Source organism: Staphylococcus pettenkoferi (genome assembly GCF_002902685.1).
Classification (GTDB): Bacteria; Bacillota; Bacilli; order Staphylococcales; family Staphylococcaceae; genus Staphylococcus; species Staphylococcus pettenkoferi.
Genome location: NZ_PPRN01000036.1, coordinates 1 through 14,624, shown reverse-complemented (window position 1 = coordinate 14,624; position 14,624 = coordinate 1). Strand labels below are relative to the sequence as shown.

11 protein-coding genes are annotated in these 14,624 nt (G+C 39.8%); 5 read left to right on the top strand and 6 right to left on the bottom strand.

From position 1 onward, the window contains the following. The first annotated feature begins 244 nt into the window (after positions 1–244). Positions 245–853 carry an undecaprenyl phosphate transporter UptA gene (gene uptA / locus CD126_RS07295; protein ID WP_049406151.1) on the top strand — a complete coding sequence of 203 codons (609 nt, stop codon included), beginning with the start codon at positions 245–247 and terminating at the stop codon, positions 851–853. A 646-nt stretch (positions 854–1,499) separates the two neighbouring features. Here the strand turns inward: uptA and CD126_RS07290 are convergent. The 3 genes from CD126_RS07290 to putP all read right to left on the bottom strand — a co-directional run bounded on the left by CD126_RS07290 (position 1,500) and on the right by putP (position 4,762). Beyond that, positions 1,500–2,126, bottom strand: a complete 627-nt coding sequence (locus CD126_RS07290) for an ABC-2 transporter permease (RefSeq protein WP_049406149.1) — start codon at positions 2,124–2,126, stop codon at positions 1,500–1,502. Next, entirely contained in the window at positions 2,123–2,977 is an 855-nt protein-coding gene (locus CD126_RS07285) for an ABC transporter ATP-binding protein (protein WP_049406158.1), read from the bottom strand. Before CD126_RS07285 ends, CD126_RS07290 begins: the two co-directional genes overlap by 4 nt. Before the next feature lie 243 nt (positions 2,978–3,220). Next, entirely contained in the window at positions 3,221–4,762 is a 1,542-nt protein-coding gene (gene putP, locus CD126_RS07280; protein WP_002471718.1) for a sodium/proline symporter PutP, read from the bottom strand. 492 nt (positions 4,763–5,254) lie between these two features. Between putP and CD126_RS07275 the strand changes: the two genes are divergently transcribed. Next, positions 5,255–7,207 carry a fructose-bisphosphatase class III gene (locus CD126_RS07275; protein WP_002471706.1) on the top strand — a complete coding sequence of 651 codons (1,953 nt, stop codon included), beginning with the start codon at positions 5,255–5,257 and terminating at the stop codon, positions 7,205–7,207. Positions 7,208–7,777: 570 nt separating this feature from the next. Here the strand turns inward: CD126_RS07275 and CD126_RS07270 are convergent. Next, positions 7,778–9,583, bottom strand: a complete 1,806-nt coding sequence (locus CD126_RS07270) for a cation:proton antiporter (protein WP_049408253.1) — start codon at positions 9,581–9,583, stop codon at positions 7,778–7,780. A 343-nt stretch (positions 9,584–9,926) separates the two neighbouring features. Here CD126_RS07270 and CD126_RS07265 point away from each other — a divergent pair, with 343 nt between their 5' ends. The 3 genes from CD126_RS07265 to CD126_RS12310 all read left to right on the top strand — a co-directional run bounded on the left by CD126_RS07265 (position 9,927) and on the right by CD126_RS12310 (position 11,983). Continuing rightward, entirely contained in the window at positions 9,927–11,339 is a 1,413-nt protein-coding gene (locus tag CD126_RS07265) for an anion permease (RefSeq protein WP_049408251.1), read from the top strand. 82 nt (positions 11,340–11,421) lie between these two features. Next, complete coding sequence (locus tag CD126_RS07260; protein WP_002471716.1) at positions 11,422–11,700, top strand: GNAT family N-acetyltransferase; 279 nt, start codon at positions 11,422–11,424, stop codon at positions 11,698–11,700. An 82-nt stretch (positions 11,701–11,782) separates the two neighbouring features. After that, complete coding sequence (locus CD126_RS12310) at positions 11,783–11,983, top strand: DUF6007 family protein (protein WP_103370247.1); 201 nt, start codon at positions 11,783–11,785, stop codon at positions 11,981–11,983. Between the two features lie 152 nt (positions 11,984–12,135). On the opposite strand, the gene CD126_RS07250 is transcribed toward CD126_RS12310, so the two are convergent. Continuing rightward, positions 12,136–12,798 (bottom strand): NAD(P)H-dependent oxidoreductase, encoded by a 663-nt coding sequence (locus CD126_RS07250; protein WP_002471712.1) that lies wholly within the window; start codon positions 12,796–12,798, stop codon positions 12,136–12,138. 115 nt (positions 12,799–12,913) lie between these two features. Next, on the bottom strand, positions 12,914–13,447 hold the full coding sequence (locus CD126_RS07245; protein ID WP_049408247.1) for an NAD(P)H-dependent oxidoreductase: 534 nt from the start codon (positions 13,445–13,447) through the stop codon (positions 12,914–12,916). Positions 13,448–14,624: the final 1,177 nt, after the last annotated feature.

Genomic DNA, 14,624 nt, shown 5'->3' with positions numbered 1-14,624 from the left:
CCCCACAAATGTCACTAACACATAGAGTTTCATTGATATTACCACAGAATGAAAGCGCCTACAAGCGTCTTTTATAACATTTTTAATGAAATAATACACTAATCGCATTTCTTTAATTTCAGTCTCGAGCCCGACTCATTCAGGTTATAAAACGGGTAAATTGAAGAATACGAACACCGATTATGTTAAAATAACATCTGTTCAAATTATTAAATGAGGATTTTAAAAAGGAGAACCGTGCCTTATGGAACATATCATAACGGAATTTATTAGTAAGTGGGGTTATTTGGCGATTACGATTCTCGTGCTCTTGGAGAATATCTTGCCTTTCATCCCGTCTGAAATTATCCTGACGTTTGCTGGATTGCTTTCGACGAAATCAGATTTATCTTTACCGATGCTGTTTGTCATCTCGACTGTTGCATCGTTTGTGGGCTTGCTTGTCTTATATTATATTAGTCGTCTGGTTTCTGAGGAGCGTCTTTATCGTTTTGTTGATAAGTATGGAAAGTGGATTAAGTTGAAGGGTAAGGATGTTGCGCGTGCGAATGACTGGTTTAAGCGGTATGGTGAGGTTGCTGTCTTGGTGTGCCGTTTTGTACCGGTGTTGCGTGTGTTGATTACGATTCCGGCGGGGATCAATCGGATGAATGTGGTGAAGTTTGTGGTGCTTTCTCTGATTGGGACGACGATTTGGAATTTTGCGTTGATTTATCTTGGCAGTCTGTTGAGTGATAGTTGGGATGTGTTGATGAATGGGATACATACGTATTCTTATGTGATGTATGTTCTGTTGGCGGTTGTGATTATTTATATTATTTATCGTTTTGTTAAAAGGAAGCGTAAGTCGTGATTGGTTTTTGATTGGGTAAAATGATGGTGTGTTGTGCTAATTTGTGTTCGATGGAATATGAGGTTTGCTACTAATTTGTATTCGATAGAATGTGGTGTTATCTACTAATCTGCAATACTTCGTATTGTGAGGTGGTGACGCTTTCCCAGGTGGTCACGTTCAACTAATTCATAACGCTTGTTGCGCGTTATGAATGGATTTTCGCTGTGCCCTTCTATCCCTCAAGAGTCTCGCCTACTCCCACCTTTTACTCGTATTGCAGGTATTTGTAGTTTAACATCATTTATTTTAATTTTAAGTAAATTACCAATCATCACACACTACTCTCTCTATTGTTTTATTTAGGTTTGTTCTAATTGGATGTTTCGAGAGATTAGAGTGTTTCTACTAATATAGTACTTATCACAGAAATCTACTTTGATTCTTTCTGTTTCGGGAAAGAAAATAGTTTCTTAGAATTTAAAGATTAATAATTACATCTATCTTCTTCTAACACATTAGTAATTACTCATCCTAAGAATCTCATGGAAGATTATTCGCTCAAAATGCTAATAATTTTTTCCCGCACACAAACTAAGGGCTCGAGTCTGCTTAATGCTTTCTCGAACCCTTTTTTGTTCTTCTAAATTTTTACCGCTATCATTTATTAAAATGCTAAGGACTTGAATACTTTTACGGCGATCCAGTAAATGAGAGCTGCTACGAATAGGCTTATGACGAAGTAAATTGCGCTGCCTATGAACATAATCATTTGGTTTGGCTCGTCGTGTCCGATTGAAGCAATGATAGTTAGGACAATGGTATAAACGATGTAAACTAAAATAACGGGTAGAATGGCGAGCATCATAATTCCGTTAGAGTTCTCACTACCGTATTTGTACATTAATGGGTACATGAGTGTCAGTTGGGCGGTAATGCCTACGCCTATAAAGAGTGCGATAAATCCTTCGATGATTGACATTTGTAAGATGCTCGTCACGACAAAGACGAGGACGCCGCCGGTAACTGCTAGTAATAAGTAAAATAGAAAGTGACTTTGAACGTACATCTTTCTGTTTAATGGTAGTGTTAAGGCGAGTTTCGGCCAGTCGGAGCCTTTCTCGTTCTTCAAATTATCGAGTGCGATGATGGCTAGTAAATAACATGGTAGAAAGCCTCCTGTCATGCCTTGTTGTCCAATATTAAATAGGACGCAGATAACAACGGCAATCGGTAAATAAATACATACGCTCTTCTTTGACAATGCCCAATGGTTCATCATTAAACCTTTCATACTCGCTCACCTCTCATTAATATCTTCGTTGCGTCATCGATAGAATGTAAGGACTCGCATGTAATGCCCTCTGTCTCTACTGTTCCTTTGACTAAGGCTTCTACTATGCCTTTGCGTTCACGTTGAGCGATGACTTGTTCTCTTGGAACTTGCGCATAAGCGTCTTGATCACCTTTGACGATATGATAGTGTTCCATGAGCTCTGATTTCGAAACTGTGAGGACGATTTGGCCTTGGCGCATGAAGATGAGACGATCAGCGATGTATTCGAGATCTTCTACGATATGTGAAGAAATAACCATGCCGACACCTTGTTCTTTACAATCTTCGAGTATTTCCAACACTTGTTCACGGCCTGAGACGTCGATGCCTGCTGTCGCTTCGTCGAGTAATAAGAGGCGACTGTGATGAGATAGTGCGATAGCGAGAGATAATTTCATCGACATGCCTCGAGAGTAACTTTCGACTTTCTGTTTACGTGGGAGTTCGAATTCTTCAATATATTTCCAGAAGATTTCACTCTCCCAGTTGCGATACATCTGTTGCATGATCTTCTCGATATCTACGACTTTGAGTTTCTTCGGCAATTTCACTGTATCGAAGACGACGCCGACATCATTTTTATACTCGTAATCGTCTTCCTCAATGGTTTGACCGAAGAATCGCACTTCACCTGCGTCTTTCGGCACATTGCCAATTGCTGTGCTTAGCGTTGTTGATTTACCTGAACCGTTTTTACCGATAAAAGCAACAACTTCACCTGGATCTACTTCAAAGCTCACGTCTTGTAATGCGAACTCTGAGTTCTTGAAAGCTTTGTTCAGGTGTTTTACTTCTAGTAACCTATGCATAGCTTTGTTCTCCTCCATCTTTCGTTGTTCTCGTTCGTCTTTCTTCTTTACTATAACATTAATTGATTGTCTTTTAGTCATGTTTTTGAAAAAGGGCTAATTCCCCCCTTTTGGAATTAGCCCTGTGAATTTTACAATATATTGAATTTCTCCCGCTTCATTCTCACTTTATTACCCCTTTTAACTCAGTGAGAAATGAAAGCACAATCTATTGATTTCATATCCTTTGTTTGAAGTGATAATTTATTTAACTTCTTTCAATGTAGATTTTACATCTTCAATTTCTTGTTCTACATCGTGGTTTGGCTTACGCGTCATTTTACTAACTACATAAGTCACAACCCAACTTGCGATAAAACCTGGAATGATTTCGTACAAGTTAAAGAAGTCGTTGTAATCTCCCATCGGTTTAATAAAGACAATCCATAGAATAACGACGATCGCACCTACGAGCATACCACTCACTGCACCTGTGCGGCTTAAACCTTTCCAGTATAGTGACAGGATCACGAGCGGACCAAATGCTGCACCGAATCCGGCCCAAGCATTACCTACGAGGTTCAGGATCGTATCGTTTGGATGCCATGCGATAAGAATTGCGACGATAGAAACGACCACAACTGAAAGACGTCCAACAAGAACGAACTCTTTCTGACGTTTCTTCGCTGCTTCCTCACCTCTAAATAGCTTGTAGAAGTCTTCTGTTAATGAACTTGATGTTACAAGTAATTGAGATGAGATCGTACTCATGATTGCAGCTAAGATGGCTGCGAGTAAGAATCCTCCAACTAATGGATGGAACAAGATTTGTCCCATTAAGATAAATAATGTTTCTGGGTCTTTCAATGTAACGCCTTGGTCACGGACGAAGACGATACCTGTAAGACCTACGAATACTGCACCAATTAAACTGATCGCCATCCAGCTAATACCGAAGCGACGTGCAGTCTTTAACTTTCTAACATGTGTAATAGACATAAATCGTACGATGATGTGAGGTTGACCGAAGTAGCCGAGCCCCCATGCAAAGAACGAGATGATTCCTACTACAGATGTCCCTTTTAGAATGTCTAAGTTCGTCGGTTTGAGATCAGCCGCTTGAGATAATGTATCTAAACCGCTGAGTTGTAACATTGCGACAATCGGTACCATGACCATCGCAATAATCATAATGACACCTTGGAAGAAGTCCGTTAATGATACGGCAAGATATCCTCCAAAGAATGTATATGCGATAACGATGACTGTTACTAGGATGAGGCCGAAATGATAATTCAATCCAAATGCACTATCGAAGAGTTTACCTCCGGATACCATTCCTGAATGTGTATAAAGTGTAAAGAATACTACAATGATGGCACCTGAAATAATCTTGATAACATTTGATTTATCATCTAATCGGTTTCTAAAGAAATCTGGTAGCGTGATTGCGTCGCCAGCTTTCTCTGTGTAGACTCTGAGACGTGGTGCTACGATAAAGTAATTTAAATATGCACCAAGTGTTAACCCAATTGCTAACCAGGCTGCTGATAATCCTGTTGTGTAAACCTCTCCTGGCAAGCCCATAATCATCCAACCACTCATGTCCGCGGCACCAGCTGATAACGCTGTGACGTACGGACCAATACTTCGTCCACCGAGCATGTATTCACTTACGTTGCTCGTCGCTTGCTTGTACCCATAATACCCAATACCAAGCAAGATGATGAAGTAAGCAGCTAACATGATATATGTTCGCCAATCAGGATTCACTTGTTGCGATAGTGTTGCCCCCAATTGAAACATAATCTGCACTCCCTCTATGTAGAATTTTGTTACATGCATTTATTATACAAAACTATCGAGAATTTTAAAGGACTTTTTTACAAGATTGTGTCATTTAGTCTCTTTTTACCACTCAAAAACTTCTATAACCCTTGATATTCAACGTTTATAGCGATTCTAAAAATTATAGTAATATTACAATTTAACAAGATTTTACACTATTTCGTATGCATTTCTTGAATAAAAAGAATGAATAATGTGGTTCATACACGATTATACTATATTTTAGTTACATTATAACACACTAACGTTTTATTCATTTATCGCGTTGAAGTGCTATCATTATCGACTTTTAGTTATTTTAACCAAAGAGCTCGAAGAAACATCATTTAATAATAAAAGCTATTATGTATTTTTATGCAATAAGTAATAAAAGGATGTAAGCGTTTAACTCACATGTTAAAATAATAGTAAAATGATTGAACTAAATCTTATAGGGGTGACGAAATAGAGATGTCTCGAACTGAAGAAAAGAGTTTCAAGCAGCGTTATCTTAACCTGCTCGCAAAGCAATACGACAATAAAGAAGAACTTGCGACAGAAATCATTAATCTAGAATCCATCATGGAATTACCAAAGGGCACGGAGCACTTTGTCAGTGATATTCACGGTGAGTATCAAGCGTTCCAACACGTGTTACGTAACGGCTCAGGTAATGTAAAGCGTAAGATTCATGATATCTTTGATGATGATCTGACCGAAGAAGAAATCAATGAGTTTGCAGCGCTTGTGTACTATCCTCAAGAGAAATTGAAACTCATCAAGAACGAATTTAAACATAAAGAAGATTTAAACGAATGGTATCGCTCTACTATACATAACCTCATCACATTCGTCACTTTCGCCTCTTCGAAATATACACGTACGAAACTTCGTAAGACTTTACCGGAGAATTTCGTCTTTATCGTCGAAGAGCTGCTATATCGCAGTAATAAATACAATAACAAGTCTTCATATTATGATACATTGATGGATCAAATTATCGAACTTGAACAATCAGATGACTTGATTATCGGCTTATCCTTTACGGTGCAACACCTCGTTGTGAACCACCTTCACGTCGTAGGCGATATCTATGACCGTGGCCCAGAGCCAGACAAGATAATGGAAACACTCATTAATTATCCGTCCGTAGATATCCAGTGGGGTAACCACGATGTGCTCTGGATTGGTGCATATGCTGGCTCGAAAGTTTGTCTCGCCAATCTACTTCGTATTTGTGCACGTTACGACAACCTTGACATTATCGAAGACGCTTACGGTATAAATATACGTCCTTTATTGACTTTAGCTGAAAAATACTACGATGGGACAAATCCGCCTTTCCGACCTAAGAACGCGGATTACCTTTCTGAATATGAAAAAGCGCAAATGACTCGTATTCAACAAGCGATTTCAATTATTCAATTTAAGTTAGAAGCGCCGATTATTAAACGTCGCCCTTCTTTCGATATGGAAGAACGTTTAGTATTGGAAAAAGTTAATTACGATACGCATAAGATTACAATTTATGGTAAGACGTACGATTTAAAAAATACGTGTTTCCAAACTGTCGATCCTCAAGATCCGACACGTTTAACAGAAGAAGAACAAGATGTCATTGATAAATTATTATTATCCGTCCAACAATCTGAGAAATTGAAGCGCCATATGTCATTCTTAATGCAGAAAGGTACACTTTACCTACCATATAATGGCAACTTACTCATTCATGGTTGTATTCCAGTAGATGAAGATGGTGAGATGGAAAGCATGTCTATTGATGGTGTGGAACATCACGGACGTGACTTGCTTGATACTTTCGAGTCTTATGTACGCTATGCTTTTGATCACAAAGAAGTTGGCGATGATCTCGCGACAGATCTCGTTTGGTATCTCTGGACGGGTAAATACTCTTCTCTCTTTGGTAAGCGTGCGATGACGACGTTTGAACGTTACTTTATCGAGGACAAAGCGTCTCATAAAGAGGAGAAGAATCCGTATTATCATTTACGTGAAGACGTGGATATGTGTAAGAAGATGTTGAAAGACTTTGGCTTGGATCCGGAGCAAGGTCACATTATCAATGGTCATACGCCGGTGAAGGAGATTAAGGGTGAGGATCCGATTAAGGCGAATGGTAAAATGATTGTTATTGATGGTGGCTTCTCGAAGGCGTATCAGTCGACGACGGGTATTGCGGGCTATACGTTGTTGTTTAATTCGTATGGTATGCAGTTGGTTGCGCATCAGGAGTTTAATTCGAAGGAGAATGTGCTGAAGAATGGTACGGATGAGGTGTCTATCCGTCGTGTGGTTGATAAGGAGTTGGAGCGTAAGAAGATTCGTGATACGAATACGGGTGCGCGGATTCAAGATGAGATTGATACGTTGAAGGAGCTTATGCATGACCACTTTCTGAAGTAGGTGTGTGCTACTAATTTGTGTTCGATAGAATATAGTGTTTTGTACTAATTTGTATTCGTAAGAATTTAGAGTTTACTACTATTTTGCAATACTTCGTATTGTGAGGTGGTGACGCTTTCCCAGGTGGTCACGTTCAACTAATTCATAACGCTTGTTGCGCGTTATGAATGGATTTTCACTGTGACCTTGATACCTCGGGAGTCGCACCACCTCTTTTTTACTCGTGTTGCAAGTATTTGTGTGTTTAATAGTATTTATTCTAATTACTTTAGTAGCTTACCAACTCCTACACATCTAGTCTCTATTTTGTGTTTTAGTTAAATTAGGGTTTTTTAAGGGATTAGAGCGTATCTTTATAACTCAACGCATTCTCTGATCTACATTCGTTTAAATATAATAGATGTACTTTAAATAATTTAGGAATATTACTATGTTATTTCGATAATATACTTAACACCATCTACTATCACCATAGTAGATGGTGTTTTTAGTGTTTAGAGACAAAATTATATTATGATTACCACCTTAAAAAGCACGCTCTCAACTCTGGAGAGCGTGCTTTTCTATTAATTAGTCTTCTTTGTCGTCGTATAAGTAAGCGTCTTTAAGGTAACCAATGACGCCTTCGTCACTATCTTCGAATTGGTTGCGTTTGTTTCTAAATGTGACTTCTTTGTCTTCGTTGATATGGTAAAGTATCATATCGTTTTCGCTGAGTTCTGGTATGTGCTCTACTTCGATTTCGTGTATGTCGTGTTCTTTGATAAATTGGTTGTACCATTTGGCGCTAAGGTTTGAGTCAAATAGGATGTGATTGCGGATGGGGCCGCTCACGTTGGATTTCATCTTCTCGTTTCTAAATGATACGGGAATCATGTTGACTTGGTTGAGTCCGAATTCGGGTACGAGTTCGTTAAAGGCCAGGCTGTTGAACACGAAGGATTGGGTCATTAACAGACATTGATGATAACGTGTTAAGTCGGCGTATATACGATCGTTGCTTGATAGTAAATTGCCTTCGAAGACTTCAAAGTCTAGGTTGCGCGCGCGTGTTGACGAACTTGAGAATAAATTAAAGGTCATGACTGGAATTTTATGTTCTCTCAATTTCGATCCTAGTTTGTATGAAAATTCGCCTTCTCCTACGAGAATAACGCCTGGAGGTTCTGTGCTTGCTAGACGCATCATTTTACTCATTGGAACGAAGCTAAAGCCGTAAATGACCACGGTTACGATGACTAGCCCAAAGGTTACGGGTGTAATGTACTCGGCTAAGGGTGCATTTTTCTCCATAAACTGACCAGCAAAGAATTGAGCTACGGTTAAGACGACAATACCTCGTGGTGCCATGATGGAGACCATCGTGCGTTCGCGTTTAGAAATCTCGGTGTTGATGGTCGCGAACAAGATAGATAAGGGTCTAACGAGCACAATCATCACTGCGCAGAATAGCACGAGTTTCCACGATAGAATCCCTTTTAACACATCTAGAGTGAGTGAAGATGTGATGAGGATAAAGACCGTTGAAACGAGAATGGATGACATATTCTCGATGAAGTGGTCAGATTCCTTAAAGATTAAATCGTGGCGTTTCATGCGTGCCATGACGAGACCAAAGATTGTGACGGCCATCAAGCCAGATTCTGGTAGGATTTCATCGCATAACGCAAAGATTAAGAGTACGAAGACGAGTTGTACGGGTGGCATCAAGTTCTGTGGAATCATGTCTTTTTTTAAAAACCACATGAACACGTATGACGCAAAGAAACCGATGCAGACGGCGATAAAGAGACGCAGGATGAAACTCAAGATGATTTCTACTTGAATGCCGTGCTCGAAAATATTAAAGATATAGAATGCGAATAAGGCAAGCATTGGGCCAATCGGATCGAGAATGATGCTTTCCCAACGCAAAATCGAATCGACGCTCTTGCGGACTTTCGCTTGTTTCAACAATGGTTGAATGACGGTCGGGCCTGTGATAAGAAATAAACCGCCCATGACAAGTGCGACTTGAGCTGAGAATCCTAGAACAAAATGGAGAGCCATTGCACCAAGGATCCACGAAATCACTGCGCCAACTGTAATGATGCGCATGACTGCTTTCGAAATACCTCTTAACTCGCGGAAGTCGAGGTTGCTGCTCCCTTCAAAGAGGATGATAGCTACAGCTAACGACACCATCGGGCTAAATGCTTCAGAGCCGAGGCTTTGTTGTGGGTTGACGAGTCCCAGTATTGGACCTACGAGTAAGCCGACGATGGAGAGAACGACTATCGAGGGCCATTTGATGCGTGATGCGAACCATTGACTAAAGATACCTAAAGCCAGGAAGATCACGATAACGAGTATAAGGGGTAGATTTAAGAGTGACACGGTCACACCTCCGTATAATTCCTTGTGTTCATTTACGCTGAACACGTAATTCTTACTTTCTTTCAATATGTATACATCAGTTCATTATAACAGATTCACCTATAAGCGGTGCGTGTTTTTCGGCCTCTGCGCAAATTTCAACAGTATCGTCACAGTTTCGCCTTGTATCTTTACATGTCAGATGAAGCTCACTATAATTGAAATTGAATTTCAATTAGTTTGAATTCGCAATTTTTAGTATGGGAGATATTAGTGTATTTGCGAGTATGCTGGAAGCAATATAACTAAACGCACTCCATCACGTACTCCTATACCACTTTTAAACAAGGAAAGGTGAAGTATAATGGAGAAGATAAATTACAAGAAATTTATACTTCCTGTTGTTGTTGGAATCATCCTCTGGTTGATCACCCCTATTCGGCCAGAGGGTTTAAGCGCGGATGCTTGGCATATGTTTGCCATCTTCGTCGCGACGATTATCGGTTGTATCACGCAACCGCTTCCGATTGGTGCCGTCGCCATGATTGGGTTCACGCTCACGGTCTTGACGGGCACAGTTGATATCGACCCAGCTGTGAAAGGCTTCGGAAATAGCAGTATTTGGCTCATCGCCATGGCGTTCTTTATTTCACGTGGGTTTGTGAAGACAGGTCTCGGCCGTCGTATTGCCCTTCAGTTCGTGAAGTTATTTGGTAAAAAGACTTTAGGACTCGGCTATTCTCTCGTGGGCGTAGATTTGATCTTAGCACCTGCGACGCCAAGTAATACGGCGCGAGCTGGCGGTATCATGTACCCTATTATCAACGCCTTATCTAAGTCATTCGGTTCGAAAGCGGATGATGGTACGGCGCGTAAAATGGGTTCGTTCCTCATCTTCACAGAATTTCACGGGAACTTGATCACTGCTGCAATGTTCTTAACTGCGATGGCTGGGAACCCGCTTGCTCAATCTTTAGCACAACATGAGCACATTCACATTACGTGGATGAATTGGTTCTTAGCTGCACTCGTCCCAGGAATTGTGTCATTGATTGTCGTGCCTTTTATCATCTATAAAATTTATCCACCTGAAATCAAGGAAACACCTGACGCAAAATCATGGGCGGATAATGAATTGAAAGACATGGGTCATATGCATCGTGACGAGAAATTTATGATTGGTATCTTCCTCGTTGCGCTCATTCTATGGGTACTCGGCAGTGTCATCGATATGAATGCGACACTGACAGCCTTTATCGCCCTATCCCTTTTACTACTTACAGGTGTATTGAGCTGGTCTGACGTACTTAAAGAAACTGGAGCTTGGAATACGCTCATCTGGTTCTCCATCTTAGTTATGATGGCATCCCAACTCAACGAACTTGGCTTTATTCCATGGCTCAGTAAGACAATCGCAGGTAGTTTAGGCGGCTTAAGTTGGCCGGTAGTCCTCGTGCTACTCATCCTATTCTACTTCTACTCACACTACTTATTTGCGAGCTCAACTGCTCACGTCAGCGCGATGTATTCTGCCCTACTCGGTGTGGCCATTGCGACAGGCGCACCACCGTTATTCAGTGCCTTGATGATTGGGTTCTTCGGTAACTTGATGGCTTCCACAACGCACTACAGTAGTGGTCCAGCACCGATACTCTACTCATCTGGCTATGTATCACAGAAACGTTGGTGGCTCATGAATGCAGGCTTGGCTATTGTTTACTTTGTTATCTGGCTAGGTCTCGGTTCACTGTGGATGAAACTCATCGGCGTGATGTAGGCATTTTACCTTTCTATAGGTTTAAAATGATGTCAAATGGTGTAAATATATAGTAATCAATATATATCAGGAGATGATAAAGATGGCTGACATTAAACAAGGCGATCACAAATTCTACACAGGTGAAGATGAGAATAATCCTGAAACAGTGATTACGTACAACGATGTGAGTGACGATCAAATCGAAATCAATCACACAGGCGTTCCATCTGAAATGGGTGGACAAGGTTTAGGTACTGCGCTCGTAGAAGCAGTAGTGAACTACGCACGTGACAATGGTAAAAAGGTTAGTGCAACTTGCCCATTTGCGGCAAAAGTTATTGAGAAACATCCTGAATTCCAAGATGTTTACAAAGGTTAATTAGAAGAAAGCGCCTGCAGTACAGAGATTGAACTCCACTGCAGGCGTTATTTATGAGGTTTTATAGTAAGGAGCTAGATCAATGGACAATATAGAAGAAGTGATTAAAAATTACTTTTGGATTGCTATTATTTCTATTATTCCAATGTCTTTAATCATGAGTATCTTACCTACAAATACATTTCTAGAACTACTTATATCGCTTGTCACAGTAATATTATCATCAATCGGACTATCTACCATCATCCTTTATATTATTTACATATATCAAAAACGGAAGTGAGCCTTTTCGAGGATATCAAATGGGCTAGCGCAGTCGGGCACTGTTACTTACTTTTAACTCAATTATATACGAGATAGCAAAAAGGCAATTTCTACGAAACATTCGATAGAAATTGCCTTCTTAATGTAATTTAAGAACTTTTTAATTCTAACTTACAACCACTCTACGACGTCTTCTTGTGGTTGGCGAATTTTTTCTTTTGGTTCTTTTTCACGATAACCAAATGCGACCATAACGGAAGGTGCAAATTCTTTCATATCTGCAATACCTTCGTCATCTAATAATTGTTCAACTGCATCAATGTCGAAACCTTCCATTGGACAAGAGTCGATGCCTAGCAATGCTGCAGAAGTCATCATGTTACCTAACGCAATGTATGTTTGCTTACTTGACCAGTCAAGAAGTGTACGTTCGTTGTCGTTGATGTGGAAATTCGTTTGGAAACCTTCAACCTTATCACCAAAGGCTTTAATACTATCATCATCGTATTGTTTCAAATCACGTAAGATGTGATGTACATGTGGTGAAGATTTCGTTACATTCTTACGCGCAAGGATGAGCACGAAATGACTTGCTGTTTCAAGTTGGCCACGTGCGCCTCCGCTGAGTTCATGTAATTTATTACGTAAATCTTCACTTTGAACGACTAAGAAACGCCAAGGCTCTAATCCAAGAGAGCTTGGAGATAGACGACCTGCTTCAAGGATCGTGTCGAAATCGCTATCGTCGATTTTCTTAGATGCGTCAAAGCGTTTCGTTGCATGTCTGTAGTTAAATGCATCAATAATTGTTTGTTGCATATCTTTATTACTCATAAACGTTTGAACCTACCTTTCGTGAATTACAAGTTATCACAATTATAATTCAACTATTCATTCAACTTAAAGTGTTGTGTTTAACTTTGCTTGCGATAAGATAGTTATTATACCTCTACTGTGATTTCAAACTTTGGATAAAATGAAGGTATTGTTGCGCATTCTCTTCGAGTGTTTCTTGGCTAGGGTTTAATGCGCCGTATAAAGTGTGATAGCCACCAAATTGTGCGCCGACAAATCGTGCGGTGCTAATGAATGGACTGATGAGAGTTTCGAACGTGTAACCAAGCGGACCATCTTCGGCATACTGTGCGGCTTGTGCGCCGACTGAAACGGCTGCAGCGAACGTCTTGCCTTTGAGTGCGTTGCCTTCGGAGCCGTATGCCCATCCGTAGGTGAATACTTGATCGAAGTATTGTTTGAGTAGTGGTGGGTAGCTGTACCAGTAGAATGGGAATTGGAAGATGATGTAGTCGTGTTCCATGAGTAGTTTTTGTTCGTAATCGATGTCGATGTTGGCGTCGGGGTATGTGGTGTAGAGTTCGTGTATGTCGAGTTGGTCTGTGTGTTGGTTGAGTTTGTCGCGCCAGTATTGGTTGACTGTAGATGTGTTGAGGTTTGGATGTGTGATGATGATGAGTGGTTTCATCTGTGGCTCTCCTTTCTGTGTGTATGTGTGTAGTCAAATTTTATCATGTTGTGGGTGGTTTTCGGATTAGGTTGCTCAGGTTTGGTGTTCGTTGGAATATGGTATTTGTACTAATTTGTGTTCATTGGAATATAGTGTCTAGTACTAATTTGCAATACTTCGTATTGGGTAGAGGTTAGACTCCCTTTCTTAGGGGCTCACGTTCAACTAATTCAAAACGCTTAGTGCGCGTTTTGAATGGATTTTCACTGTGAGCTTTTTCCCTCAAGAGTGTCGTCTCCTCTACCCCTTTTACTTGTGTTGCAATTGTATCTAGTCTTTCTAATACTTTCCTATAATCCTAAGTACTATATGACCACACCCAACACACAATCTCTATCTTTTTATTTATGGTTTTAATATTAGTGTTTCTGGAATGATAGGGTTTCTACTAATACAATACAAAGCCTCCATGGAAGATAAGTGAATTTTTTTAGGGGGCCACGCTCAACTAAGTAATAACGCTTGGTGCGCGTTATTACTGGATTTTCGCTGTGACCTTAATCCCTCAAGAGTCTCATCTTCTCCCACCTTTTACTCGTGTTGCAATTGTATCTATATTTAATACTGTTAGTTAATAATTAATAATCAAACCACACCACACATCTTACTTCTTTTAATTTTGACTTTTAATTTAGAGTTTCTTTCTAAGTGGCAATACTTCGTATTGGGGTGTGAAAGCTTTCCGCAGGCATGGCTTGAGCCTGTAGTCTCAAGACTCATGCTATTCCTGCAGGAGTCACCACATCCCCTGACTTGTATTGCAAGTATTCTTTCATAAAGTTATTTTTTGCTCTAATTATGCGAATCACATTTCACCACACACCATTATTCTTTTATATTATTATTTTTCTTTTAATTGGATTGTTTCGAGGAATAGAGTGTATCAGTTTAAGAACATATATGATGAAAGTTTATTTCTGCATTTGTTCTAAGGAAAGTATTTTTTCTATTTTGGATTAAAGTCATATAGTGAATTAAATACAATTAAGGTGGTTTAAGTTGTCGAATAAATATAGAAATGGTTAAATGTTTTACTGAATTTCTATATTCTTTAAATTAGACCTAGTCATTATGTAAGCTCTTAAAGCACTATCTTTAAAACTATATATTATTTTCAATTCGCAGAAGATGATGT

Excerpts from the sequence above, each read along its gene's own strand:
- uptA (WP_049406151.1), top strand. The coding sequence starts at position 245 with ATGGAACATATCATAACGGAATTTATTAGTAAGTGGGGTTATTTGGCG.
- CD126_RS07250 (WP_002471712.1), bottom strand. The coding sequence starts at position 12,798 with ATGAGTAATAAAGATATGCAACAAACAATTATTGATGCATTTAACTAC.
- CD126_RS07275 (WP_002471706.1), top strand. The coding sequence starts at position 5,255 with ATGTCTCGAACTGAAGAAAAGAGTTTCAAGCAGCGTTATCTTAACCTG.
- CD126_RS07290 (WP_049406149.1), bottom strand. The coding sequence starts at position 2,126 with ATGAAAGGTTTAATGATGAACCATTGGGCATTGTCAAAGAAGAGCGTA.
- CD126_RS07265 (WP_049408251.1), top strand. The coding sequence starts at position 9,927 with ATGGAGAAGATAAATTACAAGAAATTTATACTTCCTGTTGTTGTTGGA.
- putP (WP_002471718.1), bottom strand. The coding sequence starts at position 4,762 with ATGTTTCAATTGGGGGCAACACTATCGCAACAAGTGAATCCTGATTGG.
- CD126_RS07285 (WP_049406158.1), bottom strand. The coding sequence starts at position 2,977 with ATGCATAGGTTACTAGAAGTAAAACACCTGAACAAAGCTTTCAAGAAC.
- CD126_RS07260 (WP_002471716.1), top strand. The coding sequence starts at position 11,422 with ATGGCTGACATTAAACAAGGCGATCACAAATTCTACACAGGTGAAGAT.
- CD126_RS12310 (WP_103370247.1), top strand. The coding sequence starts at position 11,783 with ATGGACAATATAGAAGAAGTGATTAAAAATTACTTTTGGATTGCTATT.
- CD126_RS07245 (WP_049408247.1), bottom strand. The coding sequence starts at position 13,447 with ATGAAACCACTCATCATCATCACACATCCAAACCTCAACACATCTACA.